The 26,601-nt window shown below is 68.7% G+C and carries 30 protein-coding genes; 7 read left to right on the forward strand and 23 right to left on the reverse strand.

Annotated features, from left to right (window positions below):
• Positions 1-125 precede the first annotated feature (125 nt).
• Positions 126-1,313, forward strand: coding sequence for an arginine deiminase (locus tag DI276_RS45640; RefSeq protein WP_112276319.1), 1,188 nt, complete (start codon positions 126-128; stop codon positions 1,311-1,313).
• A 100-nt stretch (positions 1,314-1,413) separates the two neighbouring features.
• Positions 1,414-1,971 (forward strand): ferritin, encoded by a 558-nt coding sequence (locus DI276_RS45645; protein WP_112275980.1) that lies wholly within the window; start codon positions 1,414-1,416, stop codon positions 1,969-1,971.
• A 74-nt stretch (positions 1,972-2,045) separates the two neighbouring features.
• Here the strand turns inward: DI276_RS45645 and DI276_RS45650 are convergent, their stop codons facing one another.
• From DI276_RS45650 to DI276_RS45685, 8 genes are all read right to left on the reverse strand, one after another.
• Positions 2,046-3,182, reverse strand: a complete 1,137-nt coding sequence (locus DI276_RS45650) for an RNA polymerase sigma factor (protein WP_112276321.1) — start codon at positions 3,180-3,182, stop codon at positions 2,046-2,048.
• 2 nt (positions 3,183-3,184) lie between these two features.
• Entirely contained in the window at positions 3,185-3,592 is a 408-nt protein-coding gene (locus DI276_RS45655) for a YciI family protein (protein ID WP_112276323.1), read from the reverse strand.
• A 107-nt stretch (positions 3,593-3,699) separates the two neighbouring features.
• Positions 3,700-4,272, reverse strand: a complete 573-nt coding sequence (locus DI276_RS45660; RefSeq protein ID WP_157985362.1) for a hypothetical protein — start codon at positions 4,270-4,272, stop codon at positions 3,700-3,702.
• A gap of 216 nt (positions 4,273-4,488) precedes the next feature.
• Positions 4,489-5,289 carry a hypothetical protein gene (locus DI276_RS45665; protein ID WP_112275984.1) on the reverse strand — a complete coding sequence of 267 codons (801 nt, stop codon included), beginning with the start codon at positions 5,287-5,289 and terminating at the stop codon, positions 4,489-4,491.
• Between the two features lie 3 nt (positions 5,290-5,292).
• Positions 5,293-5,739, reverse strand: coding sequence for a SigE family RNA polymerase sigma factor (locus DI276_RS45670; protein WP_232837391.1), 447 nt, complete (start codon positions 5,737-5,739; stop codon positions 5,293-5,295).
• A 165-nt stretch (positions 5,740-5,904) separates the two neighbouring features.
• Positions 5,905-6,240, reverse strand: coding sequence for a DUF952 domain-containing protein (locus tag DI276_RS45675; protein WP_112275988.1), 336 nt, complete (start codon positions 6,238-6,240; stop codon positions 5,905-5,907).
• A gap of 44 nt (positions 6,241-6,284) precedes the next feature.
• Positions 6,285-7,220 (reverse strand): DUF5926 family protein, encoded by a 936-nt coding sequence (locus tag DI276_RS45680; protein ID WP_112275990.1) that lies wholly within the window; start codon positions 7,218-7,220, stop codon positions 6,285-6,287.
• Between the two features lie 26 nt (positions 7,221-7,246).
• Complete coding sequence (locus DI276_RS45685) at positions 7,247-7,987, reverse strand: glycerophosphodiester phosphodiesterase (protein ID WP_112275992.1); 741 nt, start codon at positions 7,985-7,987, stop codon at positions 7,247-7,249.
• 89 nt (positions 7,988-8,076) lie between these two features.
• On the opposite strand from DI276_RS45685, the gene DI276_RS45690 reads away from it, so the two are divergent.
• The gene (locus DI276_RS45690; protein WP_112275994.1) at positions 8,077-9,261 is read left to right on the forward strand and encodes a cytochrome P450; all 1,185 of its coding nucleotides are present in this window, start codon (positions 8,077-8,079) and stop codon (positions 9,259-9,261) included.
• Here DI276_RS45690 and DI276_RS45695 read toward each other — a convergent pair.
• The 11 genes from DI276_RS45695 to DI276_RS45745 form a co-directional block, all read right to left on the reverse strand.
• Positions 9,258-10,229 carry a glycerophosphodiester phosphodiesterase gene (locus tag DI276_RS45695; protein ID WP_112275996.1) on the reverse strand — a complete coding sequence of 324 codons (972 nt, stop codon included), beginning with the start codon at positions 10,227-10,229 and terminating at the stop codon, positions 9,258-9,260. The genes DI276_RS45690 and DI276_RS45695 overlap by 4 nt on opposite strands.
• A gap of 66 nt (positions 10,230-10,295) precedes the next feature.
• Positions 10,296-11,201 (reverse strand): DUF4328 domain-containing protein, encoded by a 906-nt coding sequence (locus DI276_RS45700; RefSeq protein WP_232837370.1) that lies wholly within the window; start codon positions 11,199-11,201, stop codon positions 10,296-10,298.
• 2 nt (positions 11,202-11,203) lie between these two features.
• Positions 11,204-11,542, reverse strand: coding sequence for a rhodanese-like domain-containing protein (locus DI276_RS45705; RefSeq protein WP_232837371.1), 339 nt, complete (start codon positions 11,540-11,542; stop codon positions 11,204-11,206).
• Between the two features lie 59 nt (positions 11,543-11,601).
• On the reverse strand, positions 11,602-12,495 hold the full coding sequence (locus tag DI276_RS45710) for a hypothetical protein (RefSeq protein ID WP_112275999.1): 894 nt from the start codon (positions 12,493-12,495) through the stop codon (positions 11,602-11,604).
• The gene (locus DI276_RS45715) at positions 12,495-12,986 is read right to left on the reverse strand and encodes a SigE family RNA polymerase sigma factor (RefSeq protein ID WP_112276001.1); all 492 of its coding nucleotides are present in this window, start codon (positions 12,984-12,986) and stop codon (positions 12,495-12,497) included. The genes DI276_RS45710 and DI276_RS45715 overlap by 1 nt, the downstream gene beginning before the upstream one ends.
• A gap of 117 nt (positions 12,987-13,103) precedes the next feature.
• Positions 13,104-14,696: a solute symporter family protein gene (locus DI276_RS45720; protein WP_112276003.1), complete on the reverse strand. Its 1,593-nt coding sequence runs from the start codon at positions 14,694-14,696 to the stop codon at positions 13,104-13,106.
• Positions 14,693-15,043, reverse strand: a complete 351-nt coding sequence (locus DI276_RS45725; RefSeq protein WP_112276005.1) for a DUF485 domain-containing protein — start codon at positions 15,041-15,043, stop codon at positions 14,693-14,695. Before DI276_RS45725 ends, DI276_RS45720 begins: the two co-directional genes overlap by 4 nt.
• A gap of 258 nt (positions 15,044-15,301) precedes the next feature.
• Positions 15,302-17,101 (reverse strand): sodium/solute symporter, encoded by a 1,800-nt coding sequence (locus tag DI276_RS45730; protein WP_112276007.1) that lies wholly within the window; start codon positions 17,099-17,101, stop codon positions 15,302-15,304.
• A 1-nt stretch (position 17,102) separates the two neighbouring features.
• Entirely contained in the window at positions 17,103-17,531 is a 429-nt protein-coding gene (locus DI276_RS45735) for a hypothetical protein (RefSeq protein ID WP_112276009.1), read from the reverse strand.
• Positions 17,528-18,397 (reverse strand): LytR/AlgR family response regulator transcription factor, encoded by an 870-nt coding sequence (locus tag DI276_RS45740; protein WP_112276011.1) that lies wholly within the window; start codon positions 18,395-18,397, stop codon positions 17,528-17,530. Before DI276_RS45740 ends, DI276_RS45735 begins: the two co-directional genes overlap by 4 nt.
• Positions 18,398-18,460: 63 nt before the next feature.
• Positions 18,461-19,321 carry a S49 family peptidase gene (locus DI276_RS45745; RefSeq protein ID WP_112276327.1) on the reverse strand — a complete coding sequence of 287 codons (861 nt, stop codon included), beginning with the start codon at positions 19,319-19,321 and terminating at the stop codon, positions 18,461-18,463.
• Positions 19,322-19,418: 97 nt separating this feature from the next.
• Between DI276_RS45745 and DI276_RS51670 the strand changes: the two genes are divergently transcribed.
• Positions 19,419-19,586, forward strand: a complete 168-nt coding sequence (locus DI276_RS51670) for a hypothetical protein (RefSeq protein ID WP_166048541.1) — start codon at positions 19,419-19,421, stop codon at positions 19,584-19,586.
• A 224-nt stretch (positions 19,587-19,810) separates the two neighbouring features.
• Here the strand turns inward: DI276_RS51670 and DI276_RS45750 are convergent, their stop codons facing one another.
• Complete coding sequence (locus tag DI276_RS45750) at positions 19,811-21,073, reverse strand: sensor histidine kinase (RefSeq protein ID WP_112276013.1); 1,263 nt, start codon at positions 21,071-21,073, stop codon at positions 19,811-19,813.
• 111 nt (positions 21,074-21,184) lie between these two features.
• On the opposite strand from DI276_RS45750, the gene DI276_RS45755 reads away from it, so the two are divergent.
• From DI276_RS45755 to DI276_RS45765, 3 genes are read left to right on the forward strand one after another with little or no spacing between them, the layout of a single operon-like run.
• Positions 21,185-21,892: a (Fe-S)-binding protein gene (locus DI276_RS45755; RefSeq protein WP_112276329.1), complete on the forward strand. Its 708-nt coding sequence runs from the start codon at positions 21,185-21,187 to the stop codon at positions 21,890-21,892.
• Positions 21,874-23,292, forward strand: coding sequence for a LutB/LldF family L-lactate oxidation iron-sulfur protein (locus DI276_RS45760; protein ID WP_112276015.1), 1,419 nt, complete (start codon positions 21,874-21,876; stop codon positions 23,290-23,292). Before DI276_RS45755 ends, DI276_RS45760 begins: the two co-directional genes overlap by 19 nt.
• Entirely contained in the window at positions 23,285-23,863 is a 579-nt protein-coding gene (locus DI276_RS45765) for a LutC/YkgG family protein (RefSeq protein WP_112276017.1), read from the forward strand. The genes DI276_RS45760 and DI276_RS45765 overlap by 8 nt, the downstream gene beginning before the upstream one ends.
• Here DI276_RS45765 and DI276_RS45770 read toward each other — a convergent pair.
• From DI276_RS45770 to DI276_RS45780, 3 genes are all read right to left on the reverse strand, one after another.
• On the reverse strand, positions 23,856-24,722 hold the full coding sequence (locus tag DI276_RS45770; protein ID WP_112276019.1) for an Fpg/Nei family DNA glycosylase: 867 nt from the start codon (positions 24,720-24,722) through the stop codon (positions 23,856-23,858). The genes DI276_RS45765 and DI276_RS45770 overlap by 8 nt on opposite strands.
• A gap of 15 nt (positions 24,723-24,737) precedes the next feature.
• Positions 24,738-25,175 carry a DUF983 domain-containing protein gene (locus tag DI276_RS45775; protein ID WP_112276030.1) on the reverse strand — a complete coding sequence of 146 codons (438 nt, stop codon included), beginning with the start codon at positions 25,173-25,175 and terminating at the stop codon, positions 24,738-24,740.
• 93 nt (positions 25,176-25,268) lie between these two features.
• A complete protein-coding gene (locus DI276_RS45780; protein ID WP_198681327.1) occupies positions 25,269-26,573 on the reverse strand; it encodes a sigma-70 family RNA polymerase sigma factor in 1,305 nt (434 codons plus the stop codon).
• Between the last annotated feature and the right edge of the window lie 28 nt (positions 26,574-26,601).

Consider the following 26,601-nt stretch of genomic DNA (forward strand, 5'->3'; position numbering starts at 1 on the left):
ATTCCGCACGATTCGTTGCTAGTTTGGGCTCAGCAGCGGCGATTTGTGCTGTTCGGGGTTACGCTCGTCCGGTGACTGCGCACACGATCGCTGAGACCGAAGCACTTCCGGACGCCGCGCCCCGGGTGGACAGCGAGGTCGGCCCGTTGCGCACGGTGTTGCTGCACCGGCCGGGCAACGAACTCAAGAGGCTCACCCCGCGCAACAACGACCAGCTGCTGTTCGACGGCGTGCCGTGGGTCGGCAGGGCCCAGGAGGAGCACGACGCGTTCGCCGCGACGCTGACGTCCAAGGGCGTCGAGGTCCTGTTGCTCGCCGACGTGCTGGTGCAGGCGCTGGAGGACAACCGCGCGCGCATCGCGGGCATCCACAGCGCGGTCAACGAACGCCGCCTCGGCATCGACCTGGCGGACGCGCTGCGCAGCCACCTCACGTCGCTCAACGCGTCGCAGCTCGCCCAGGTGCTGATGACCGGCATGACGTTCGAGGAGATGCCGGCCGCCGAGGGCGCGTCACTGGTGCGCAAGATGCACCTGCCGGTCGACTTCGCCGTCGACCCGCTGCCGAACCTGCTCTTCACCCGCGACTCGTCGGTCTGGGTCGGCGACCGCGTGGCCATCACGTCGCTCGCACTGCCCGCCCGCGACCGCGAGACGACGCTCACGGACCTGATCTACGCCTACCACCCGCGGTTCCGCCGCACCGGACGCGCGTACGGCGCCCACTCGGCCCCGCTGGAGGGCGGCGACGTGCTGCTGCTGGCGCCGGGCGTGATCGCGATCGGCGTCGGCGAGCGCACGACCCCGGCGGGCGCGGAGTCGTTCGCCCGCTCCGCGCTCGCGGACGGTCTCGCGCACACGGTGCTGGCGGTGCCGATCGCGCAGGAACGCGCCACCATGCACCTCGACACCGTCTGCACGATGGTCGACCGCGACGCCGTGGTGATGTACCCGGCGATCAGCGACAACCTGTCCGCGTACCCGTTGCGCTTGGACGGCGACGGCGGTGTCCGCGTGGACGGGCCCGTGCCGTTCCTGGAGGCGGCGGCCGAGGCGATGGGCATCGAGCGGCTGCGGGTGATCGACACGGGCCTCGACCCCGTGACCGCCGAGCGCGAGCAGTGGGACGACGGCAACAACACGCTGGCGGTCGGCCCCGGTCTGGTCGTGGCGTACGAGCGCAACGTCGAGACGAACGAGCGGCTGGAGGCGGCCGGCATCGAGGTGCTGCGGATCGCGGGGTCGGAGCTCGGCTCTGGCCGCGGCGGTCCCCGGTGCATGTCGTGCCCGATTGACCGAGCACCCCTCGTTTAGATCATTAGGAATGCCTAACCTTTGTTTGGTTCACCTTTCCAAACAAAGGTTAGCTTTTCCTGGAATGCGGGTGTCACCGATTTGAGCTAACGTACTCCGCATGGCCTCGAACGTGAAGAAGATTGCCCCGAAGAAGTCTAAGTTCCACGAACTGCTGCAGACTCAGGTCGGCAACGAGTTCTCCGCTTCGCAGCAGTACATCGCGCTCGCCGTGTGGTTCGACAACGAGGATCTCCCGCGCCTCGCGTCGCACTTCTACAAGCAGGCTCTCGAAGAGCGCAACCACGCGATGATGATCGTCCAGTTCCTCATGGACAACGACATCCCGGTGGCCATTCCCGGCACCGCGGCCCCGCTCAACGAGTTCAAGACGCCGCGCGACCTCGTCGACCTCGCCCTGCGCCAGGAGCAGCAGGTCACCGACCAGATCGTGGCGCTCGCCAGGGCCGCCCGCGAGGAGGGCGACTACATCGGTGAGCAGTTCCTGCAGTGGTTCCTCAAGGAGCAGGTCGAGGAGGTCTCCTCGATGAAGACGCTGCTCACGATCATGGACCGCGCGGACGGCAACATGTTCTACGTGGAGACGTTCCTCACCCGCGAATCCGTGGGCGACGCTGCCGACTCCGGCGCTCCCACTGCCGCCGGTGGCGCGCTCTGAGTTTTTCCTCGCACGCTTGAGTGCCTGAATTGTGCGGCCCGCCTCACCTTCACCGGTGAGGCGGGCCCATCTTTTCAGCGACACTGCCGGTTGAGCCGGGCCGCCTGCCGCGTGAGGTATTCCCGTTCGGCGAGGTTCGACGCTTTTCCGGCCGCCTCGACGTAGAGCCGCGCGGCTGTTTGCTCGTCGCCGTCGCGCTCGTGCAGGTATGCGGCCACCGCCGTGTAGCGGGGCAATGAGTCGTCGAGTTCACCGAGTGCTTTCAGCCCGGCCCTCGGCCCGTCCGCCTCCGCGACGGCCACCGCGCGGTTGAGCCGCACGATCGGACTGTCCGTGAGCTTGGCGAGCTCGTCGTACCACTCGACGATCTGCACCCAGTCGGTTTCCTCGGCCCTGGGAGCGTCGGCGTGCAGGGCCGCGATCGCCGCCTGCGCCTGGAACTCGCCGAGCCGGTCCTGCGCGAGCGCTGCCTGCAGGATCTCGACGCCCTCTGCGATCAGCTCGGTGTCCCACTTCGCGCGGTCCTGGTCGGCGAGCGCGATGAGGCTGCCGTCCGGTGCGGTTCGACTCGCCCGCCGGGCGTGGTGCAGGAGCATGAGCGCGAGCAGGCCGGCGACCTCGGGGTGGTCGATCGCGCCGGCGAGCTGGCGGGTGAGCCGGATGGCCTCGGCGGCGAGGTCGACGTCGCCGGAGTAGCCCTCGTTGAAGACCAGGTAGAGCACGCGCAGCACGGTGGCGACGTCGCCGGGCTGGTCGAACCGGACGTCGCCGACCGTCTTCTTGGCGCGGCTGATGCGCTGGGCCATGGTCGCTTCCGGCACGAGGTAGGCCTGGGCGATCTGGCGGGTGGTCAGGCCGCCGACAGCCCTGAGCGTGAGCGCCACGGCCGACGACGGCGTCAACGACGGGTGCGCGCACAGGAAGTAGAGCTGGAGCGTGTCGTCGGTGTCCGGCACCGGACCGGCTTCCGGCTCGACGTGCTCCTCCCGGCGCCGCCTGGCCGTCTCCGCTCGGGTCGCGTCGATGAACTTGCGCCACGCCGCGGTGACGAGCCAGCCCTTCGGATCGCGCGGCGGATCGTCCGGCCACACCCGGATCGCCTCGACGAGCGCGTCCTGCACGGCGTCCTCGGCCGCCGCGAAGTCGGCTCCGCGGCGGACGAGGATCCCCAGCACGCTCGGGGTGAGGCTCCTGATCAGCGCCTCATCCACGGTCACTCCGTGATCGTCGGCGCGTTGCCGTAGAACGGCCGGACCTCGAGCCACTCGTGGATCGGCTTGCCGTCCTTGCCCGGCGCCGCCGACAGCTCCCCGGCCAGCTCGACCGCGCGCTCGTAGCTGTCGACGTCGATGATCATCCACCCGGCGATGAGGTCCTTCGTCTCGGCGAACGGCCCGTCGGTGACCGGCGGCTTGCCCTCACCGTCGTACCGGACCCAGGCACCTTCCGGAGCGAGTGCCTGTTCGCTGACGTACTCCCCGGTGGCGCTGAGCTTGTCCGCGAAGTCGCGCATGTACTGGATGTGCGCGGTGATCTCGTCCTGCGTCCACTGGTCCATCGGCACGTCGTTGACCGAGGCCGGGGCGCCGCGGTAGTGCTTGAGCAGCAGGTACTTGGCCATCTCCGGTGTCTCCCTCTGTGCGTTGCGACCCATCTTGGCCGCTTTCACCACGGGGACGGAGCCGGCGCGGGCTTCTCGACACGACTGCTCAAGATTTTTCGACCGGGTCAGAGGTAGGCCATCGAGCAGTCGGCATCGCGCGAGATGAGCTTCACGCGCACGACCTTGTTCGCGTCGCTGTCCGGTTCGCCGAGGAACGAGTAGCCGACGGTGTCGGTGACCCGCGCCGACCAGCCGCTGCGGTACGCGGATGCGTTCGGGTAGGCCTTCTTCACGTCGGCGAAGGTCGAGCCGATCCCGATGCCGGTGGACGTCTTGGCGTCTGCGGGCAGCGTGATGCGGACGATGCCGTATCTCTTCGAGATCGCGAGCTCGTCGTCCGCAACGCACATGTGGTCGCCGTCGCTCTGCCAGGTCAGATCGGTCAGGCCGGCCGCACGGGCCTCGTCGAGCGTCATGCCGATCTTGACGGGGCCGTAGCCGATCCGGTTGTCGACCTTGACCGCGACGTTCGCCTTCGGCGGCTCGGTCACGGCCTGCGGGGTCGAGGAGGACGTCTGCGGGTTCGACGAGGACGTCTGCGGTGCGGCGTTCTGCACCGGCGCGGGCGCGGAGGTGCACGCGGCAATTCCGGCGACGGCGACAGCCGCAAAGAAGGCGAGCTTGACCGAGTTCTTCATTTGAATGATCCCCCAAATAATGAGTAAACAAAAGGAAGAAAGAAACGACCCACTAAATTCCCCCAGGCCGTTTCAGACACCCGTAAGACGCCCTCTGAGCTGCGAGGTTGCGACCGGGTTCATCACGAAGAAGTCACGGGCCCCGATGTCACCCGAAAGGACGCCGAGGTCCCGCCGCACCCCCAAGAGCGGCGGGACCTCAGCAAGATCAATCGATCAGACGGGGCAGTCGTTGGCGTTCAGGCGCATTCGCACGACGGTCACCGCGGCACCGTCGGTTTCGAAGACATAGGTCCATTTCGGCGTACCCGCCATCTGCACGAGCAGGGTCGAGCCGCTCTGCGTCGCCGACGGATAGGCGGTCTTCACGTCGGCCACGGAAGAGCCCGCGCTGATGCCCCGCTGCGTCTTGGCGTAGCCGGGCAGCGTGAGCCGGACGATGCCGTTCGCCGGCGAGATGACCGCGGCGTCGCTGTCCGGCACCAACGTCGTGGCGTAGGTCGTGCACGAGCCGGCCGACGTGCCCGGTTCGACCAGCGACCCGGTCGCCAGCGCGTTGGCCTCGCTCATCCCGAGCACGAGCTTGCCGACCTTGCTGGACTCGGACGGCAACGCGGGCGGCGGAGTGGTCGTGGTCGGCTTCGGCGTGCTTTTGCCGGTGGTGCCGCCCGCGCCGGGGTTGCTGCCGGTGGCGTTCGGCGCCGTCGGTGGGGCGGTCACGGTCGTGGTCTGAGCGCCGCTGCTGATCGACGACGAGGGCGGGGCGGAGGAGGACGTCGGCATGGACGTCGGCAGCAGGTCGCCCACCGGGTCGTCCGACGGGGAGCGCAGCTGGGTCAGCCCGATTCCGGCGCCGACGAGCGCGACCAGGGCGAAGGTGGCGGTCATGGCGGAACGGCGGCGTCGCCTGCGATGGGCGCCGCGAACCACCGCGTCGGCCGCGTCCGGGGCCACGTGGACGTCCAGCCGATCGTCGCTGAAGAGCCTGCGCAGCTCGTCGTCGAGGTCGTCGTCCACCGGTCAGTCCTTTCCCAGGCGGGTCCGGAGACTCGCCATCGCCTTGCTGCTCTGGCTCTTCACGGTGCCGCACGAGATGCCGAGCGCGTTCGCGATCTCGGCTTCGGACAGGTTCTCGTAGTAGCGCAGCACGATCACCGCGCGCTGCCGCGGCGGCAGGTCGCGCAGTGCTTGCCAGAGCGGTTCGTTTTCGAGCCTGCTCAGCTCGGGCGCAACGGCACCGCGGTCGGGGAAGTCGGCCACGAGGCTCTCGCGGCGCCGGCGACGCCAGATGCTGATGTGCGTGTTGGCCATGGCCCTGCGGATGTACGCGAGCGGGTCGTCGCCCTTTCGCTGCACGGACACCCAGCGCGAACCGACCTTCTCCAGCACGGACTGCACGAGGTCGGCCGCGTCGTGCGAGTTGCCGGTCAGGGCGTGCCCGTAGCGCAGAAGTCCGGGCATCGACATGCGCACGAACTCCGCGAAGTCCCCCACGGCTTCCGCTCTTCCTCCGCCGTGTTCGGCGGCCAACTCCAGCTGCAGCACCGCCACCACGGCACACCCCCTCCCCGAAGCAACAACTGGGCCCCGGGAGGTTCACGCTCGAGTGCGCGGAACGGTTGCCTCACTAAATCACAAAACGGCAACGGCCTGCGGTAGAACGAACGAACCGTCCGGCTCGCAGGGGAAGTCGTGCACCTCGACCACGGCCGCAACCGGAATCGAGCCGTACACGTGCGGGAACCACAGCGGCGAATCCGCCACCGCCTCCCACCGGACCGGAACGTCGAGCAACCGCGGGTCGATCACGAGCAACAGCAGCCCGCTCTGCCCGTGGAAGAACTTGCCGGCCGTCACGTGCACGACGCCCCGGTCCGAGCAGTGCACGAACTCCTCGCCGGCAGGCGCGATCGAACCGGCCGACTGGGCAGCGGCCCAGCCGGCCGTCGAGATGATGTGCAGCAGCACTTATCCACAGCTCCTTGTGGACAACCGTGTGGACAACCTGTGGATCAGCGCAGCGTGATCTGCCGGCCGCGCAGACCGTCACGGGCCCGGCGCTCGGCGTCGGTCAGCGGCTCGTCGGACGCCAGCGCCTCCAGCAAGCGCTTGCCCAGCGCCTCGGCCGGCTCGGCCCACTCGCGGGCGTGCATCTCGCGGTCGAGGTCCCAGACCGGCACGAGCAGGCCGTGCGCGCGGAACGAACCGGCGTAGCGGGAGCCCTCGCCCAGGTCCAGCTCACCGCGGGCGGCCAGCCGCGCCATCGCGGGCAGCAGCTTCTCCTCCGGCTCGGGACGGACCCAGCGCAGGTGCGCCTTGTCGCCGGCGTCGACCCAGTAGGCGGCCTTCACGCCGGGGGCGTCGAGCCGCTCGGTCGGCAGGATCGCGGCGTTCGCGCGCTCCAGCGACAGGGCGACGTCACCGGTCGGCTCGGTGCCCTCCGGCATCCACCACACGAAGTCGGTGTGCAGCTCGGGCACGATCTCGGCCTCGGGGTCGAGCAGGTCCTGCAACCGGCCGGGGTGCTCGCCGTTGTCCGGGCCGACGACCGCGAGCACGTCACCGGTCTTCGCCTGCTGCGCCCACTGCAGCGCGCGAGCCAGGTCGCGGCTGATGTCGCCGGACCGCGTCTGCACCTGCAGGCCCACGAACGGCACGTCGTCGCCGCGGATCAGACCGGCGGCCGCCATCGGCAGCACCGTCGCCAGCGTGACCTCGCGACCGTCCTTGACCGGCAGCTTCGCGATCGCCGACGGCACGAACTCGCGCAGCGCGATCAGCTCGCACTCGGCGGCCAGCCCCTCGAACGGCCTGGACACGATCACGTCCGTCGCGCCGCCCGGTGCGCCGTGGCAGGCCTTGTAGCGCTTGCCGGACCCGCACGGGCAGGGCTGCTTCGGGTTGATCCCGTCCTTCGGTGCGTCCTTGACGGCAGTCCGCTTGGCCACCTCGGCCCTCCTCGTGTTCAGGCTTCTCAGGTGGCCAAGTTAGCCGTCAGCAGGCGGCGGGTGTTCGCCGGGGCATTCGTCGCGAGGTAGCGGACGCCCAGGTCACGGCACAGTGCGATGTCCTCGGCGCTGTCCACGGTCCACACGTACGTCTCATGGCCCGCCCGGCGCGCCCGATCGACGTAACCGGGGTCGTTGCGCAGCACGTGCACGCCCGGCCCGGTGTAGTCAGCGAACGACGGCAGCGCACCGCTGCGGTACCGGCCGAGGCGGTCGAGCAGCAGCACCGTGCGGATGTCCGGCGCCTGGTCGCGGAACGCCTTCACCGCCGTCGGCGAGAACGACATCATGACGATCTGGCTGTCGAGCTGGTGCCTCTTCAGCGCCTCGACGAGCTTGCGTTCGACCTCGTTGCGGTAGCGGACGGGGTGCTTGGTCTCGACGAAGAGCTGCACCTGCGAGCCCTTGACCAGGTCCAGCAGCTCGTCGAGCACGAGCAGTCCGGCCGGCTGACCGTGGCGGTGCCAGCTGCCGTAGTCGTGTTTCTTCAGCTCTTCCAGCGTGAGCGCGCTGACCGTGCCACGGCCGTTGGACGTGCGGGCGAGCGTGCGGTCGTGCACACACACGATCTCGCCGTCCTTCGACAACCTGATGTCGCACTCCAGCCCGTCCGCACCCTCCTTCAAAGCGAGCTCGTAGGCGCCGATGGTGTGCTCGGGACGGTCAGTGGACGCGCCGCGGTGCGCGACGATCGCTGGCAGCTGCACAACCCGAACGATAGTGTCTGCGCAACAATTTGAGTCATCAATCAAATGGACGTGGACGAAACGCGAATCGCGACTTACCGTCCCGCCTTGTGACGTTCGACCAGCGCGATCCCGCGTTCATCGCCGACCCGTACCCGGCCTTCGCCACCCTGCGCGAAGCCGGTGAGGTGCATCACCACGAGCAGATGGGCGTTGCCGTCGCCGTCTCGCACGCCGCGTGCTCGGCCGTGCTGAGGCACCGGTCGCTCGGCCGGATCTGGTCGGACGTGAAGCCGGTCGAGCAGTTCATGGCGTTCAACCTGCTGCACCGCAACTCGCTGCTGGAGAACGAGCCGCCCACGCACACCCGCCTGCGCCGCCTGGTCGCCGCCGCGTTCGGCCGCGGCCACGTCGAACGCCTCCGCCCGTGGGTCGCCGACCTGGCCGACCGCCTCGTCGACGAGCTGGTCGCGAAGATCGACGACCAGGGCCAGGCAGACCTGCTGGCCCACGTCGCCGCGCCGCTGCCGGTCGAGGTGATCGCCGAGCTGCTCGGCGTCCCCGGCCAGGACCGCTACCTGCTGCAGCCGTGGTCGAACGCCATCGTGAAGATGTACGAGTACGGCCTGCCCGCCGAGCAGCAGGAAGCCGCCGAGCGCGCCGCCGCGGAGTTCGTCGCCTACCTGCGCGAGCTGATCGCGTTGCGCCGCAAGAACCCCGGCTCCGACCTCGTCTCGGACCTGGTCGCCGTCACCGACACCGACGGCGCCCGCCTCACCGAGGACGAGCTCGTCGCCACCGCCGTGCTGCTGCTGATGGCCGGCCACGAGGCCACGGTCAACGTCATCGGCAACGGCGTCTACGCCCTGATGCAGCACCGCTCGCAGTGGGAGCGCCTCTCGCCGGAGATCATGCCCACGGCCGTCGAGGAACTGATCCGCTACGACTCGCCGTTGCAGCTCTTCGAACGCACCGCCACCGAACGCGTCGAGATCGCGGGCCACGTCATCGAGCCCGGCCAGAAGATCGCCGCGCTGCTCGGTGCGGCCGCGCGCGACCCGTTGGTCTTCGAGAACCCCGACACGCTCGACGTCGGCCGCGAGAAGAACCAGCACCTCGGGTTCGGCATGGGCATCCACTACTGCCTGGGTGCGCCGCTGGCCCGCATCGAGGTGGAGGCGGCGCTGTCGTCGTTGCACCGCAAGCTTTCCGGCGCGGTGCTGGCCGAGGAACCCGACCGGCGCGCGGAGTTCGTGATCCGCGGGCTGCACTCGTTGGTGCTCGGCAGGGGCTAGTGCCGCGGATAACGCTTGGGGAGCTTGAAACCGCGCTCCTTCAACACCTTCCGCAACCGGTCCGGGTAGTCGGTGATCAGGCCGTCGATCCCGGTGTCGATCACCTCGTGCATCCGTGACTCCTCGTCCACGGTCCACGGGATCACGGTGAGACCTTGAGCGTGCGCGTCCGCGACCAGTTCCTTGGTGGTCATCGTGTGCACCGGTGAAAGCGCACGGGCGCCGAAACTGCGCACCGCTTTGGCAACGCTGCCGCCGAAGTCGTCCAGGTTCAGCCCACCGGTCCACGGCGAGCCCGGCCGCAGGAACTCCGGCTGAGTCAGGGCGACCAGCGGGATGCGCGGCTCGACCTCGCGCAGCCGCATCAGCGTGCCCCAGTCGAAGGACTGGACGGTCACGTTGGACAGGAAGCCGCTGCGCCGGATCTCGCGGACCGCCCGTTGCACGAACTGCTCGCGCGGCGCGGTCTCGTGCGGGGCGGCTGCCTCGACCTTGGTCTCGATGTTGAAGCGGATGCCCCACGCGCGGTGCTTGCGGGCGAGGTCGAAGAGCTCGGCCAGCGTGGGCATGCGGGCACCCGGCGAGAGCTCCTGGTTCGGGTACTGCGACCACCGGGTGCTGCCGCAGTCGAGGGTGCGGACCTGGGCGAACGTCAGGTCCTTCACGTACTTGCCGGCGTACGGGAACGCCGGGTCGCCGGGAAACGCGGGCAACGTGTCGAGGCACTTCGCCGGGTTCGTCTTGCGGTCGTGGGTGATGACCTCACGGCCGTCCTTGGTGATCTGCAGGTCGAGCTCCAGCGTCGTGACGCCGAGCTCGAGCGCCTTGCCGAACGCCTTGAGCGTGCTCTCCACGGTCAGGCCGATGCCGCCGCGGTGGGCCTGCAGGTCGAGTTCCCGGTGGTGGTGCGCCTGGACGACGCCTGGTGTGGCCATTGCGATCACCAGAGCCCCGATGAGTGTCCGCATTCGTCCAACCTGGCACTCGCTGAGAACGCCGGGAAGGTCCTCACGGACGAACGTCGCCTGAACAGATCAGCGCGGCGAACCGGACGCGCGGAACGACCGCAGCGGGGGCTGGGGAGCGTCCTTGACCTCGAGCACGCGCATCAACCGCACGGACGCGGCGTCCACCGGGAGCAGCAGCGTGGTGATCCGCCGGACGACCAGCGCCGTGGTCACCGCGACGCCCGCCAGCACCAGGTTGGCGAACGCGTGCAGCAGCACCCCGTCGGCCAGCGCCTGCGTGCTGTCGCGGAACGACCACAGGATCATGATCACGAACAGCAACCCCGACCCGGCCCAGAAGCCCCACCACCAGCGCAGCAGCGTCGACGGGCGGGGACGTTCGTCGGCCGACCCGTGCGCCACCGCGTGTTCGAGCTCGGCGAGCACCGAGCCGGGCACGACGAGGTTCATGCCGGGAACGACGAGCCCGAGCAACGCCTGTTCGTCCGAGCGGGAGGGCCCGTAGCCCACGATCGTCGCGGCCACGTTGCGCGCCCGCCGCACCCACAACAGCGTGAGCACGAACGACAGCGCGGAGCCGGTGATCATGATCGCCGTGGAGGACACCACCAGCGCGTCCGACGCGCTGACCACGCCGGGGGAGAGCGCGCCGAAGCGGCTCATCGCGACCAGGACGTACCGCCAGACCTCGGACAACGCCGCCCAGACGGCGACGAAAGCGAGCAGCCACAACGAGTTCTGCGCGGTGCGGCCGAGCCGGCGCACCCCGTCGACCGAGTCGGCCTGCTCGACGGTGCCGGGTACGGCCGTCGGCCAGCGCCACGCCAGCAGCGGGAAGCCCCAGCGCGGCGGGACCGGGTAGTTCGGCGGGCCGCCGTAGGACAACCGCTGCGACCGCCGCGCAGACTGCGGATACGCACCGGGTGGCGGAGTCGCCACCCAGTCCACGCGCATCGGCTGCAACGGCTGCACGATCAGATGACCTCGGGTTCCATGCCCTCGACGCCGCCCTCGAGCGGGCGACCGTGGGCGTCCCAGTGCTGCATGCCGCCCTCGACGTTGACGGCTTCCCAGCCGTTCTGGTTGAGGTACTGGGTCACGCGGGCGGAACGACCACCGGCGCGGCACACGACGTAGAGCTGCACGTCGTTCGGCACCTCGTCGAGCCGGGCACCGATCTCGCTCATGGGGATGTGCAGAGCGCCGGGCGCATGGCCCGCGTCCCACTCGTCCTGCTCACGCACGTCCAGCAGGACGGCGCCTTCCGGCAGCACGGCGGGCACGTCAGCGATCTCCACGCTTGGCACAGTCACGCCCTAGATGTTGCCATGCCGGAGGTTGCGCTTTCGTGAACCTCCGGCACGGCACACCCTCAGGCCACCCCCGCGATGGCGGGCCCGAGCCGGGTGAACTGTTCCTCGCTCAACGGCAGCGTGGCGCGACCAGCACCCGTGCGCTGCAGGACGCCCGGCTGGTTCGGATCAGGACGCACGTCCGGGCTGCCGTAGTTGCGCAGTTCGAGCCGCACGAACAGACCGTCCTTGCGGTAGATCTCCAGCACCTGCTTGAGCGACTGGAAAGGCTCGTACGGCCGGATGTTGTGCAGCTGCATGACCGTGCCGTTGGCGAGGGTCAGCCGCCTGGCCGGTTCACAGTCGCCGGTCGCCCAGAGCCCGTCGTCCGCATGCCACTGCGGGGTACCGGGGAACCTGCCGGCGGAGATGCTGAGGCTGCCGGTCCCGCCGGAGTCGGTCAGGTCGAACTCGATGGCGTCCTTGATGGAGCTGCCCGGCGCGTTGCTGACGGTCACCTCCGGCAACTCCCGCCGCACCAGGTCGATCAACGCGTCGACGGTCTTGGCGGACAACACGTCCGTGCCGAGCCCCCACACCTCCAAGGGTTCCTTCGAGTTGCACAACGGAATCTGCACGACTGCGCGACCGGCGGGTGGCGGCGCGCTCGTCGCGGGTGTCCACGTCCCGTACGGGATCTGCGGCGGGGTGTTGACCCTGGGCCAGCCCGTCGCGTGCTCGACGGTGGCGGGACCGTAGTTCGGCTGGTCCGCAGGCGTGGGGTCCGGCGCGGCGTGGTTCAGCGTCGCGGCGCCGATGCCGATGCCGGCGACCACCGCGAACACGCCCAGCACGGCACCCGCGCGCTGGGCGAACACCCGGCGGCGGCCGCGCTTGAGCACGTGGTCCAAGGTCGTCGTGGGAGGCGGGGCGGAGACGTCGAGAGCTCCGCGCAGCTTCTCTTCGAGATTCATCAAGCACACTCCGAAGTGACCGGCTCGCCGTACGCCTCGCGGAGCGTCGCCAAACCCCTGGCTGTCTGACTTTTGACGTTGCCGATCGAACAGCCCAGCTCAGCGGCCGTCTGCTCGATGGACAGGTCGTGCACGAACCGCAGCACCAGCGCGGCCCGCTGCTTGGCGGGCACCTGCTGCAGTGCCGCGTTCAACTTGGCGTCGGGATCGGAGAAGCCGCCGCCGACGCCGAGCTCCGGCAGCTCGGCGACCGGGCTCACGCGGTCGCGGCCGCGGCGCCTGCTGTCGATGAACGCGCGCGTCACGATGGTGCGGACATAGGCCTCCGCCGTTTCGCGCCTGATCGTCGGCCACTTCGCGTACGCCTTCACGAATGCGTTCTGCGCGAGCTCTTCCGCCTCCGACCAGTCACCGCACAACGCGTACGCCGTGCGGCGGGCCCAGTCGAACCTGCTCGTGAAGAACTCCGAGAACTCTTCGTCCCGTCGCACTCCGGTCCCCCTGCTTTCGCTGCTTCCGCGTTCAATACGCGGCCAGCACCAGCAGGGTTGCACGCACGAAAAACGGGCCGCCCCCTGGGGGACGGCCCGTTCTCCGGAAACGATCGGCTAGTGCGCGATGGCCTTCTCGGCGCCCGCACCGGTGAGGGAGCGGACCTCCATCTCGGCCTGCTTGACCGGGTCGGCCTTGTCCTTCGAGAGGATCGTGCCGATGTAGCCGAGCAGGAACGCGACCGGGATCGACACGATGCCGGGGTTCGACAGCGGGAAGAGCGCGAAGTCGGCGTTCTTGAACATCGACGTCGGCTGACCGGAGACCGCCGGCGACAAGACGATCAGCGTGATCGTCACTGCCAGACCGCCGTAGATGCTCCACAGCGCGCCCGAGGTGTTGAACCTCTTCCAGAACAGCGAGTAGAGGATCGTCGGCAGGTTGGCCGAGGCCGCGACCGCGAACGCCAGCGCCACGAGGAACGCGATGTTCTGGCCGTTGGCGATGATGCCGCCGCCGATGGAGACGAGGCCGATGACGATCGCGGTGAGGCGGGCGACCTTGACCTCGGAGTCCTTGTCCTCCGCCTGACCCTTCTTGATGATGTTGGCGTAGATGTCGTGTGCGAACGACGCCGACGCCGTGATCGTCAGGCCTGCCACGACCGCGAGGATCGTCGCGAAGGCGACCGCCGCGATCAGGCCGAGCAGGATCGGGCCGCCGAGCTCCAGGGCGAGCAGCGGAGCCGCCGAGTTGGCCTTGCCGGGCGCCTTGTTGATCGCGTCCGGACCGACCAGCGCACCGGCGCCGTAGCCGAGGACCAGCGTGAACAGGTAGAAGATGCCGATCAACCAGATGGCCCACACGACCGAACGACGGGCTTCCTTCGCGGTCGGCACGGTGTAGAAGCGCATCAGGATGTGCGGCAGACCCGCGGTGCCGAGCACGAGGGCCAGTGCCAGCGACAGGAAGTCGAGCTTCGTGGTGCCGTTCTTGCCGTACGCGAGACCGGGGCCGAGCAGCTTCTCGCCCGCCTTCGGCGCGTTGTCGACCGCGGCGCCGAGCACGGAGGAGAGGTTGAAGCCGTACTTGCCGAGCACCCAGACGGTCATGATGCCCGCACCGGCGATCAGCAGGACCGCCTTGATGATCTGCACCCAGGTGGTGCCCTTCATGCCGCCGATGAGGACGTAGGCGATCATCAGGGCGCCGACCACGGCGATGACGAGGGCCTGGCCACCAGTGCCCGTGATGCCGAGCAGCAGGGCGACGAGACCACCGGCACCGGCCATCTGGGCCAGCAGGTAGAAGAACGAGACTGCCATCGTCGACGTGGCGGCCGCCGCGCGGACCGGACGCTGCCGCATCCGGAAGCTCAGCACGTCGCCCATCGTGTACTTGCCGGTGTTGCGCAGCAGCTCGGCGACCAGCAGCAGCGCGACGAGCCACGCCACCAGGAAGCCGATCGAGTACAGGAAGCCGTCGTAGCCGTTGAGGGCGATGGCGCCCGCGATGCCGAGGAACGACGCGGCGGAGAGGTAGTCACCCGCGATCGCGATGCCGTTCTGCGGCCCGGTGAACGCGCGGCCGGCGGCCAGGTAGTCGGCAGCGGTCTTGGTGTTGCGGCTCGCCCGGATGACCACGAACAGCGTGACCAGGACGAAGACACCGAAGATGCTGATGTTGAGGATCGGGCTGGACTCGTTCACTTGCCGTCTCCCTCGATCTCACCGCGGAGCTTCTCCGCCAACGGGTCGAGGTTCTTGTTGGCGTGCCGCACGTAGAGCGTCGTGATCACGAAGGTGGACACGAACTGCAGCAGACCGAAGATGAGCCCGACGTTGATGTTGCCGACGACCTTGGTCGACATGAACCCGTGCGCGTAGTCCGCGAGCAGCACGTACAGCAGGTACCAAGCGAGGAACAGCCCGGAGACCGGGAACACGAACTTGCGCAGCCGATGCTTCAGCTCCGCGAAGTCATCACTTGCTTGTACGTCGACCCACTTCTGCGCATCGGGGGCCGACTCGCTCGGGGTGTGTTCGACAGTGCTCACAGTCCCCTCCTCGCGGTACTCGTCGTGGGTGTCAGCAACGTGACGTGCACGTAATGCCTCCAGGTGCGGTCTGTTCTTGGTCGAGAACCGTATGGAGACTTGAGTCACTCAGGTAAGACCCCGTCCGTGCCAATGCGCCCAGCAGTCGGGTGATGCGACGAACGGTCAGTATGCGTAGACGAACAGCACTCTGCGTGACCGCAATCACCGTTCACCGATTCGAGTGACCAATTTTCACCCAATTGAAACGCTGGGTACTCACCGTGACCGACCAGCTCCCCTGCGCTGGTCGTCGGCCATCCGCGCCTTCTCCTCGGCCGTGCCGAACCGCGCGATGTCGCGGTCGCGGATGAAGCCCAGCGGGTCCGGCGCGTGCAGTCTCAGCAGGATCTGGTTGACGTCCGCCGGTGCCCTTCTGCGGGTGGCCTTGCTGACCACGATCATGGTCGCGAAGGCGATCGGAACGGTGATCAGCGCTGGTTGGGTGATGAACGCGGGCGCCCAACGGCCGGTGTAGGAGCTGACCACGCTGATCACCTGAGCGGAGATCACCATGCCGCCGCCGACGACGAGACCGCACACCGCACCCACCCAGGTGAGTCCTCTCCACCAGATGCCGAGGACGAGCAGCGGGCAGAAGGTCGAAGCGGCTAGCGCGAACGACATGGCCACGGTCAGTGACGCATCGGAGCGCGGCAACAGCAGTGCGAGCCCGATCGCGACGAGTCCGGTGAACACAGTTGCCCACCGGAAGTCACGAACCTTGCCCGGCATGATGTCCGTCGAGACCACCCCGGCGACGGACACGACGAGCCCGGACGAGGTCGACAGGAACGCCGCGAAGGCACCCGCGGCGACGATCGCGCCGAGGATCTGACCACCCAGGTTCGGCAGCATCGTCTCCGGCAGCATCAGCACCGCCGCGTCCGTCTTCCCGTTCACCAGCAGCTGCGGCAGGTAGAGCCGGGACAGCACGCCCAGCACCGTCGGGAAGATGTAGAACAGGCCGAGCAGGTAGAGCACGTGCAGCGCCGTCCGCCGGGCCGCCTTGCCGTCCGGGTTGGTGTAGAAGCGGACCAGGACGTGCGGCAGGCCCATCGTGCCGAGGAACGTCGCGAAGATCAGCGAGTAGGTCTTGAGCAGGTCGGAGATGCCGCCGGTCTGCGGGCGCGTCCAGTCGTGGTTGTTCGTCGGCGAGCCCTCGACCACCGGGACCGGGCTGCCGGCGGGGAACTCCATCACCGTGCCGGGGCTGAGCTCGTAGACGCCGCGCCCCCAGAACACCGGCCCGTCGGCGTGCCTGCCGTCGATCTCGCCGTGCACCTTCAACGTCAGCGGCTCGTCGACCCTGACCTTGATCACCTGCTCGGCCACGGTGATCGACTCGGCCTGCGGGAACCTGACGACGCCCTCGTCGCTGATCGGCTGCGTGCCGCGGTCCGGCGAGGCGAGGAACACCACGAAGAGCACGAACGTGGGCGCGGCGATCGCGAAGAGCTTGCCCCAGTACTGGAACGCCTGCACCAGCGTGATCGCGCGCATGCCGCCGCCCAGCACGTTGATCACCACGATGACCGTGACGATCAGGCCGCCGAACCACGCGGGCAGACCGGTGATCGTGGTCAGCGTCAGACCGGCGGACTGCAGCTGCGGCACCAGGTACAGCACGCCGATGCAGACCACGAAGAACGTGCTGAAGTGCCGCACGTTCACCGATCCCAGCCTGGCCTCGGCGAAGTCGGGCAGCGTGTAGGCGCCGGACCTGCGCAGCGGTGCGGCCACGAACAGCAGCAGTGCGAGGTACCCGGCGGTGAAGCCGATCGGGTACCAGAGCGCGTCGATGCCGTCCTTGAGCACGAGCCCGGCCACGCCGAGGAACGACGCGGCGGACAGGTACTCGCCGGAGATCGCGGCGGCGTTGCGGGTGGCCGGGATCGCCCGGCGCGCGACCAGGAAGTCCGGGGTGGTGTTGGCCTTGCGCGAGCCGACGTAGCCGAGCAGGAACGTGACGGCCGCGACGGCGACGATGGCGCTGAGGCTCCAGAAGGTGGCGGTCACGTCAGCGGTCGACCATGTTCACGAAGTCGCGCTCGTGCCGTTCGGCCTGCCTGCGGAACACCCAGCCGACCCCGTAGAGGATCGGGAAGGGCGCCAGGCCGAGCACGAGCCAGGGGATGCCGATGCCGAGGATCTCGAGGTCCCCGATCTGCGGGAACAGGTAGAAGGTGATCGGCAGCAGGCACATGCCGATCAGGACGGCGAAGGCGAGCCCGAACGCGGACCGGAGCTGCTGCTTGATGAGGTCGCGCACGAGCTTCTCGCCGACGCTGGTCTGCTCCTCCAGCTCGATGATCGTGCGCAGCGCCTTGCCGCGTGCCTTCGCGGAGTCGTTGAGGACGACGCGCCGCCTGCGTGGCTTGCGGGCCTGCTCACCGAGCCAGGCCTCGCGGGCGGCCTGCTCGGGCTTTCCCGCGTCGTGCCTGCTCACCAGCCGCTCTTCGGCGGTCGGACGATCCGTTCCTTGAGCTCCTTGGTGTGCCGGCGGCTCACCGGGAGCTCCTTGGCGCCGTCACCGGTGCCGATGACCACCGCGTACCCGTTCGCGGTCATGCGCAGCTCGCTCACCAACGGCAGCGCGACCAGGTACGACCGGTGGATGCGCACGAACCCAGCGTTCGCCCAGCGTTCCTCCAGCTGCGCCAGCGGGATGCGCACCAGGTGGCTGCCGTCCTGGGTGTGCAGGCGGGCGTAGTCGCCCTGCGCCTCGACGTACCGCACGGACGCGCGCGGCACGAGCTTGATGGTGCCGCCCAGCTCGACGGGGATGACCTCGTCGTCGGTCGGCTCTGCGGCCACGGCCTGCGCGGTGGCCGCGGCCGGTGCCTGTGGTGCGGCCGTGCGGCCCACGCGGTCGGCGACCCGGGAGATCGCCTTGAGGACGCGCTCCTCGTTGATCGGCTTGTTGATGAAGTCGAGCGCGCCGACGTCGAACGCCGTGACGAGCGCGTCGCGTTCCTCCACGCCCGTCACGAAGACGAGAGCGGGCGGGTGCCGGAACGCGCTGAGCACCCGTGCGAGATCCATGCCGGAGAGTCCGGGCATGTTGATGTCCGCGAACACCGCGTCGACCGGCGGGAGGCCGATCTTGGTTCGCGCCATCACCTCCTGCTCGTAGTCACCCCTCAGGATGCGCAGCGCCTCGGCAGCGTCGAAGGCCGTGAGGACGCGCCGGATGTGAGGACTGCTCTCGAGCAGGAACTTGATCTCGCTCAGGCCAGGAGCCTCGTCATCGACTGCGAGGACGAGGAGACCGGCGTTGTCTTGGGTACTCACTGTGTCGGGCATCTTGCCCATCAATGTGCGGTCATGTCTACGCCGGGGTAGGTCCCGACACGCCCTGCGAAACCGAACTGATGCTCACAGCCCGAATCGGGACCAGCGAGCACGTTCCTCGAGGCTCGAGAGCACCTGCGTCACGAGATCGCCCGATCGGGTGGACGCGGCCGCGAGCCCGAGCTTGGCCAGCAACGGCTTCTTCGGCTCGGCGATCGTCAGCTCGGCGTCCGGGAAGCGCTTGGCGATCACGGTCCGGATGGTGCCGATGCCGTCGACCAGGCCGAGCTGCTGGGCCTTGGCGCCGGTCCAGATCTCACCGCTGAAGAGGTCTTCCTCGGTCTTGAGCTTGGCACCGCGGCGTTCGGTGACCCACGCCTTGAACTGCTCGTGCAGATCGGCGTGCAGGCCCTTGAGCCACTCGACGTCCTCGGGCTTCTCGGCCTGGAACGGGTCGAGCCGCACCTTGTTCTCCCCAGCCGTGTAGACGCGACGCTCGACGCCGGCCTTGTCCAGCAGGCCGTTGAGCCCGAAGCCCGCGCTGACCACACCGATGGAACCCACAAGGCTCGTGCCGTGCGCGTAGATCTCGTCCGCGGCACACGCCAGCCAGTAGCCGCCACTCGCCGCCACGTCCTCGCAGAACGCGAGCACCGGCACGTGCTTCTTGGTGGCGAGCTCGCGGATGCGCTCGGCGATGAGTGCTGACTGTGTCGGCGCCCCGCCGGGCGAGTTGATGAGCAGTGCCACGGCGATCAGGCGCTCGTTGTCGAACGCGCGGTTGATGGCCGTCTCGACGTTCTGGAGGCTGATCGTGTTGCGCGTGACCGGCGAGGACTGCGGGGTGATCACCCCGTGCAACCGCACCGCGGCGACGACCGGCGGCCGCTCGCCCCGGTCCATGACCCTCGGAAGACGGGCCGCGATCTTGTCCGTGACGCTCATGTACTCGACAGTACGTGCGTTCCACGGCCACGCGGGAGCCTCGATGGTGGTCGGTTGCTCCCGCGTGACGTGGAACACGTGATGCTAGGTTCGGGCTGTGACGTTCAACCCGATCCGCTGGCTCGAACGCTATGTCGAGTGGTGGGACGACCGGGGCAGGCAAAACGCCGCCGGACCGACGCCGATGCACATCTACTGGATGTGGGTGAGCTGGAGCGTGTGCGCCGTCGTGCTGATCACGACTTTGGCTGTTGCAGCCCGCTGACCTGCAGGCTTCTCAGCACTTGCAGCTGTTGAACCCCTTGGCGGTGCACTTGATGCAGACGCGGACGCGCTCGGGTGCTTGTTGTTCCTGCAATTGATGTTGCCCTTAACTCGCGGCCGGCCCCTGTTGCACAAAACGGCCGGCTGTTCATTGGTCAACACCACAATCGGCAGGTTCAGCTTCCGAGTTGAGGATGGTTGAGCGCTCAACTTCTGGCGCCGAGGTCAGGCGCGGATGGCCGGCTGCTCGTTCGTCATCGGCTCGTCGGTGAGCTGCGAGCCCAGGTTCAGGTTCGGCAGCACGTTCCGCGCGAACTTCGGCACCTTGAGGATGACCTTGGTGCCCGCGTTGGGGGCGGTCTCCACGACCAGGGCGTACTCGGCGCCGAACACCGTGCGCATGCGGTCGTTGATGTTGCCGATGCCGACGTGCGCGCCGGTCTGGTGGGCGTCCTTGATGTCGTCGAGGCGGTCCGGATCCATGCCGACGCCGTCGTCCTCGACGCTGATCAGGGCCTCGTTGCCGTTGTCCTCAGCGGTGATCGTGAGCATGCCGCCGCCGGGCTTCTTGGCCAGGCCGTGCCTCACCGCGTTCTCGACCAGCGGCTGGAGCACGAGGAACGGCAGGACTACCTGCAGGACCTCGGGGGCGATGCGCAGGCGCACGGTCAGCCGCGAGCCGTACCTGGCCTGTTCGATCGTCAGGTAGCGGTCGATGTTGGTCAGCTCGTCCGACAGCGTCGTGAACAGGCCGTCGGTGCGGAACGAGTAGCGGGTGAACTCCGCGAACTCCTGCAGCAGCTCGCGGGCGTGCGCCGGGTCGGTGCGGATCAGCGACGAGATCGTGTTCAGCGCGTTGTAGACGAAGTGCGGCGAGATCTGGGCTCGCAGCGCCCTCACTTCGGCTTGGGCGAGCGCCTGCCGTTGCTTCTGGACGACCTCGAGTTCTAGCTGCGTGGAGACGAACCGGGCGGTCTCCTCGGCCATCCGGATCTGGCGCTTGGACGCGACCCCGGACACCACGATCAGGGTTCCGGCGACGTCACCCTCGACAACCAGCGGAACGACAACAACGCTGTGCAGTGAGCACGGGCCCTGCAGCTCGCAGCCGAGCTTGCGGTGGTCGACGTGCTCTTTGTGACAGTTGTTGATGGCACGGGCGACCGTGTCGCGGAGGTACTCGTAGTGGTCGTTCGCGCCGCCGTCCCACGACAGGACGGTGCCCTCTTCGTCGGTGATGGCGACCGCGACGCAGCGCAGCATCTCGCGCAGGTGGGGTGTGGCCTTGTTCGCGGCTTCCTCGGTCAGGCCCGCGCGGAGGTCGCTCGACGCCCTGGACATGCGGTCGAGCATGTCCATCACAGCATCCTCGACCGAGGTGCTGACTCGTCGAGCGCGGCACAGCATCACGAAGAGGCCGAGAACGGCCAGGGTCGCGATGACGCCGAGCACTGCGCGCTCGGTCAACAGGTCGCCCACAAGGCACATGCTGTGCTGTGGGGTGGCCGGATAGCAAGAGGCGCGCCCGGCGTACCCCCGTACGGTCCACCGATCCGGGTAGACATCCGATGATTTTGGGGAGAGGGTGTGCCCGTGAAAGTGGCCCTGTTCGCGACCTGCCTCACCGACACGTTCTTCCCGTCGACGGCCCGTGCTGTCGTGCGTCTGCTCGAACGACTCGGCTGTTCGGTGGAGTTCCCGCTCGACCAGACGTGCTGCGGGCAGATGCACTTCAACACCGGCTATCGGGAGCACGCGAAGCCGTTGGCGCGCAAGTACACCGACGTTTTTCAGAACTACGACTACGTGGTTGCGCCATCCGGGTCATGCGCGGGCATGGTTCGGGAGATCCATCCCACGCTGGGCACGTCGCCGCCGCGGACGTTCGAGCTCGCCGAGTTCCTCGTGGACGTGCTGGGCGTGACCGACGTGGGCGCCTGGTTCCCCCACCGGGTCACCTACCACCCCACCTGCCACTCGTTGCGCATGCTGGGCGTCGGGGACAAGCCGATGGCGCTGCTCAGGGCGGTCAAGGGACTCGATCTGGTGGAACTGCCGGACTCGACGCACTGCTGCGGCTTCGGCGGCACGTTCGCGGTGAAGAACGCCGAGACGTCCACGGCGATGCTCGCCGACAAGATGCGGTGCGTGCTCGACACCGGCGCGGAAGTTCTGTCCGCGGGTGACAACTCCTGCCTCATGCACATCGGCGGTGGCCTGTCGCGGTTGCGCGCGGGCGTCCGGCCGGTGCACCTGGCGGAGATCCTGGCTTCGACGGAGGAGGACCCGTGGCGCGCAACCCCGTGACGTGGCTGGGCAGCCCGACGTTCCCCAAGGCCGCGCACAAGGCGCTGGCCGACACCCAGCTGCGGCAGAACCTGCGCAAGGCCACCGGAACCATCCGGGCCCGCAGGGCAGCCGCGGTCGCCGAGATGACCGACTGGGAGATGCTCAGGGTCGCCGGCGAGCAGATCAAGGACGACGTGCTGGCACGCCTCGACACGCTCCTCGTGCAGCTGGAGGAGTCCGTCACGGCACGAGGCGGCGTCGTCCACTGGGCACGTGACGCCGAAGAGGCGAACCGGATCGTGCTCGACCTCTGCCGCGCGCAGAACGCGGCCGAGGTGGTCAAGGTCAAGTCCATGGCCACGGCGGAGATCGGGCTCAACGAGGCACTCGAAGCCGGTGGCGTGCACGCGATCGAGACCGACCTCGCCGAGCTGATCGTGCAGCTCGGCGACGACCGGCCGTCGCACATCCTGGTGCCCGCGATCCACCGCAACCGCTCGGAGATCCGCGAGATCTTCCAGCGCCGCATGGGGGTCGAGGTCTCCGACGAACCGGCGGACCTCGCCGAGGCCGCACGGGTCTACCTGCGCGAGAAGTTCCTGACCACGAAGGTGGCCATCTCCGGAGCCAACTTCGCCGTCGCCGACACCGGGTCGATCGTGGTGCTGGAGTCCGAGGGCAACGGCCGGATGTGCCTGACGCTGCCGGAAACCCTGATCACCGTGATGGGCATCGAGAAGCTCGTGCCGACGTGGCAGGACCTCGAGGTCTTCCTGCAGCTGCTGCCGCGGTCGTCCACAGCGGAACGGATGAACCCGTACACGAGCGTGTGGACCGGCGTGACCCCTGGCGACGGTCCACAGCAGTTCCACCTGGTGCTGATCGACAACGGCCGCACTCAGACCCTCGAAGATTCCATTGGGCGCCAAGCACTGCGGTGCATCCGGTGCTCGGCCTGCCTGAACGTCTGCCCGGTCTACGAACGCACGGGCGGCCAGTCGTACGGCTCGGTCTACCCCGGTCCGATCGGCGCGATCCTGACGCCGCAGCTGGTCGGCGACATGCACGACAAGCAGGCCGCCTCGCTGCCGTTCGCGTCTTCGTTGTGCGGCGCGTGTTTCGAGGTCTGCCCGGTGCGGATCGACATCCCGTCCGTCCTCACGCACCTGCGCGCCGAGGTGGTGGAAGCCAAGGGGCGCACCGCGGAATCGGTCGCGATGTCCGCCGCCGCGTGGATCTTCGCCTCGGCCTCGCGGTACGAGAAGGCGCAGAAAGCCGGTTCGCTGGCCCGTTTCCTGGCCAAGGACGGGAAGATCACGTCCCTGCCGTGGCCCGGTTCGAAGTGGACGTCCTCACGGGACGTGCCCGCGCCGCCGCAAGAGTCGTTCCGCACGTGGTGGAGGAAGAACCGTGGCTAGCGCACGAGAAGAGATCCTCGCGCGGATCAAGGCGGCACGCGTGCCTCCAGCAGCGCCGGTCGTCCGCGGGTACAACCGGCAGGGACCGAGCAGCGTCGAGCTGTTCGCCGAACGGGTCGCCGACTACCGCGCGATCGTGCACACCGTCAGCGGCGTGCCCGAGTTCCTGACCTCGTTGCGGGGCAAGCGAATCGTGGCTCCGGCGGACGTGCCGGCGGAGTGGCTGGTCGACGGCGTCACGTGGCTGCACGAGCCGTTGTCGATCGAGGAGCTCGACCAGGCGGACGGCGTGCTGACCGGGTGCGCGGTGGCGATCGCCGACACCGGCACGATCGTCCTCGACGGTGGCGAAGCGCAGGGACGGCGGGCGTTGACGCTGCTGCCCGACTACCACCTGTGCGTGGTGCGGGCGGACCAGATCGCGGGCTCGGTGCCGGAAGCGTTGGCACGGCTGGAACCTACTCGGCCGTTGACGTTCATCAGCGGTCCGTCCGCGACGAGCGACATCGAGCTGAACCGGGTGGAGGGCGTCCACGGCCCGCGCACCCTGGAAGTGCTGATCGTCACTTGAGCAGGCGTGACAACCGGCGGTCGGCCAACGGCTTGCCGCCGGTCTGGCACGTCGGGCAGTACTGGAACGCCTTGTCCGCGAACGACACCTCGCGCACCGTGTCACCGCAGACGGGACACGGCAGCCCGGTGCGCGCGTGCACCCGCAGGCCCGACCGCTTCTCGCCCTTGAGCCGGGCCGCGTCCTGGCCGACGGACCGCGCCACGGCGTCGGTCAACGTGCTGAGCATCGCCTCGTGCAGCCGGTCCAGCTGCTCCTCGTTGAGCTTCCCCGCCGTCGCATAGGGCGACAACCGGGCCATGTGCATGATCTCGTCGGAGTAGGCGTTGCCGATGCCCGCGATCAGGCTCTGGTCGGTCAGCGCCGTCTTCAATCGTTCGGTGCGCTTGGCCAGCAGGTCTTCCAGCTGCGTGCGGGTGATCCCCAACGCGTCCGGACCCAGCTTGGCCACGCTCGCGATGGTCTTCGGGTCGCGCACGATCCACGCCGCGAGGCCCTTCTTCGTGCCGGCTTCCGTCAGGTCGAACCCGGGTCCCTGCCCTGGCGGCCCGAGGTGCACGCGCAGCGCCAGCGGACCGCGGCCCTGCTTGGGTGGCGGCGCGGACATGGTGTCGGCCCAGCGCAGCCAACCGGCGCGGGCGAGGTGCACGACCAGGTGCAGGCCGTCCGCGACCTCCAGATCGAGGTGCTTGCCGTGCCGGTGCGCGGCCACGACCTCCTGACCGTGCAGCGCGGTCCACGGCGGGTCGAACGTCTTGAGCACCTGCAGTGACGCCACGTCGACGCGGTGCACGGTTCGGCCCACCGCGTTCTCACGCAGGTGGTGGACCAGTGCTTCTACCTCGGGTAGCTCGGGCACCGCTCCAGTGTCGCATCAGTCGACGGGCTGCAACGGGCCTTCGACGTCGGGCAGCGAGTGCATCTCGATCGTGCGCGCGACGCGCGAGGCCTCCTGGCGCACCGCCATCGGACCCCTGACCTGGCCGATCCACCGTTCGGGTGGCAGCTCGTCGGCCGTGGCCTTGCTCTCCGCGACCAGCGTGTGCGGCCGGCGCAGCGCCCAGCGGACCGGGAAGAACGCGAACAGGAAGATCAGCGCGAGGATCAGCCACGCGGGCACGACCACCTGCTCGGGCGTCCAGGCGATCAGCACGACCACCATGATGGCCAGCATGCCCGCCATCATGATGCCGGGCAGGACGCCACCGCTGACGTCGTGCTCGAAGTCGTCGGACTCCACCGGGTTGCGCCACTCGATGCGGCTGTGGACCGTCCACATCCGCCCGTCGGCACCGCGCACCAGCCGCGTCATAAACCCGCTCCCACGCTCGGTCGGTTCTGCTCAAACCGTACCTGGCGCGAGGCGAGCCTTGTGGGTGAACTCGCCCTATCGAGATCGTTACCGTCAGTCCTCGACGGGCGGTTTGGGATAAAGCGTGATCGTGGTGGCCGTGGTCTGCGGCGGAGGCGGCGGTGGGCACGGGTCCGAGGGCGGCTCGGACGTCGTCGGCGGAGTGTTCAGCGACTTGACGTCCCGCGCGGTGGTCGTCACCGAGGTGATCACCTCGGACGAGGACGACGACTGCACGACCGGCAACGCCCGCTCGACCGGCGGCTCCTTGCGCTTCTCGCTGGTCTGCGGCGGCGCGTAGGACGTCGTCCTGCGCACCGTCTCCTGCTTCGGGGCACCACCGGGGTTGACCACGTTCTCACGCGGCTGCACTTGCTGCTGCTTGGTCTCGGGTGCCGGCGCGACCACGATCTCCTGGCTGTGGCCGGAACTGGTCCCCGACGTGCTCATGGCGATCACGGGCTTCTGGTCCGGCTGCAGCACCGCGACGCCGGGTCCGCCGTTGAGCACCGCGGCCATGGTCCCGATCAGGCCGATGGTCGCCGCGCTGGCGGCGACGAACGCCATCTTCGTCTTGCTGATCAGCACCTTCCCCGCGAACGCGAGGCCGAGCGTGGACGGCACGATCAGGAACGCCGCGTTGGCGCGCAGCGTCGCGCAGACCTCGTTCAGCTCGGTGTAGAGCTGCGAGCAGGGCGAACACGTGTCCAGGTGGGCGCGGATCCGGCGTTCCTCGACGCCCTGGACCCCGCCGGCGGTGAAGGTGCCGAGCTTCGCCCTGATCGCCGCGCACGACGACCGCCCGTCGTCGGCCGCCAAGTGCGCCTGCAGGTACGCCGCACGCAGACCCTCACGCGCGCGGCGAGCCAACGCCGACATGGCGTTGGGCGAAAGACCGAAATGCGGCGCCACGGTGGCAGGGCGTTCGCCCTCCACCTCGACGCGCCACAGCACGACCCGCCACCGCTCCGGCAGGCTGGAGAAGGCTCTGGTGATGAGGTTGTGCTCAGCCCGGCGGTTCGCGTTGTCGCCGACCGGCTCCACGCGACGCCCCAACTCCTCGTCCTCCACCGGGACGTCCCGCCGCCGGCCGCTCCACTCCCAAGCGACCCGCCGCGCGACGGTCAGCAGATAGGTGCGGACGTGGTCCGTGGGACCGCTGCCACGCCTGATCGCCTGCAGCATGCGGAAGAACGACTCTGCGGTGAGGTCGTCAGCTTCGGCCGCCTCGCGGACGTGCCTGAGTGAGAAACGGCGGATCGCGTCCGCGTGCCGGGAGAACAGTTCGCCGTAGGCCGAGTCGTCTCCCTCGCGCACCCTGGCGAGCAGGTCCCGGTCGACCTCGTTCTCGTCGACCATCACGGGTTCAACATGCCACAAGGGGCCA

Source organism: Lentzea terrae, assembly GCF_003265345.1.
Lineage (GTDB): Bacteria > Actinomycetota > Actinomycetes > Mycobacteriales > Pseudonocardiaceae > Lentzea > Lentzea terrae.

Bases quoted from the DNA above. Each gene is read 5' to 3' on its own strand.
- DI276_RS45645 (WP_112275980.1), top strand. From the start codon at position 1,414: ATGGCCTCGAACGTGAAGAAGATTGCCCCGAAGAAGTCTAAGTTCCAC.
- DI276_RS45655 (WP_112276323.1), bottom strand. From the start codon at position 3,592: ATGGCCAAGTACCTGCTGCTCAAGCACTACCGCGGCGCCCCGGCCTCG.
- DI276_RS45660 (WP_157985362.1), bottom strand. From the start codon at position 4,272: ATGAAGAACTCGGTCAAGCTCGCCTTCTTTGCGGCTGTCGCCGTCGCC.
- DI276_RS45670 (WP_232837391.1), bottom strand. From the start codon at position 5,739: ATGTCGATGCCCGGACTTCTGCGCTACGGGCACGCCCTGACCGGCAAC.
- DI276_RS45695 (WP_112275996.1), bottom strand. From the start codon at position 10,229: ATGCGGACACTCATCGGGGCTCTGGTGATCGCAATGGCCACACCAGGC.
- DI276_RS45710 (WP_112275999.1), bottom strand. From the start codon at position 12,495: ATGAATCTCGAAGAGAAGCTGCGCGGAGCTCTCGACGTCTCCGCCCCG.
- DI276_RS45740 (WP_112276011.1), bottom strand. From the start codon at position 18,397: ATGGGCAAGATGCCCGACACAGTGAGTACCCAAGACAACGCCGGTCTC.
- DI276_RS45745 (WP_112276327.1), bottom strand. From the start codon at position 19,321: ATGAGCGTCACGGACAAGATCGCGGCCCGTCTTCCGAGGGTCATGGAC.
- DI276_RS45750 (WP_112276013.1), bottom strand. From the start codon at position 21,073: ATGTGCCTTGTGGGCGACCTGTTGACCGAGCGCGCAGTGCTCGGCGTC.
- DI276_RS45775 (WP_112276030.1), bottom strand. From the start codon at position 25,175: ATGACGCGGCTGGTGCGCGGTGCCGACGGGCGGATGTGGACGGTCCAC.
- DI276_RS45780 (WP_198681327.1), bottom strand. From the start codon at position 26,573: ATGGTCGACGAGAACGAGGTCGACCGGGACCTGCTCGCCAGGGTGCGC.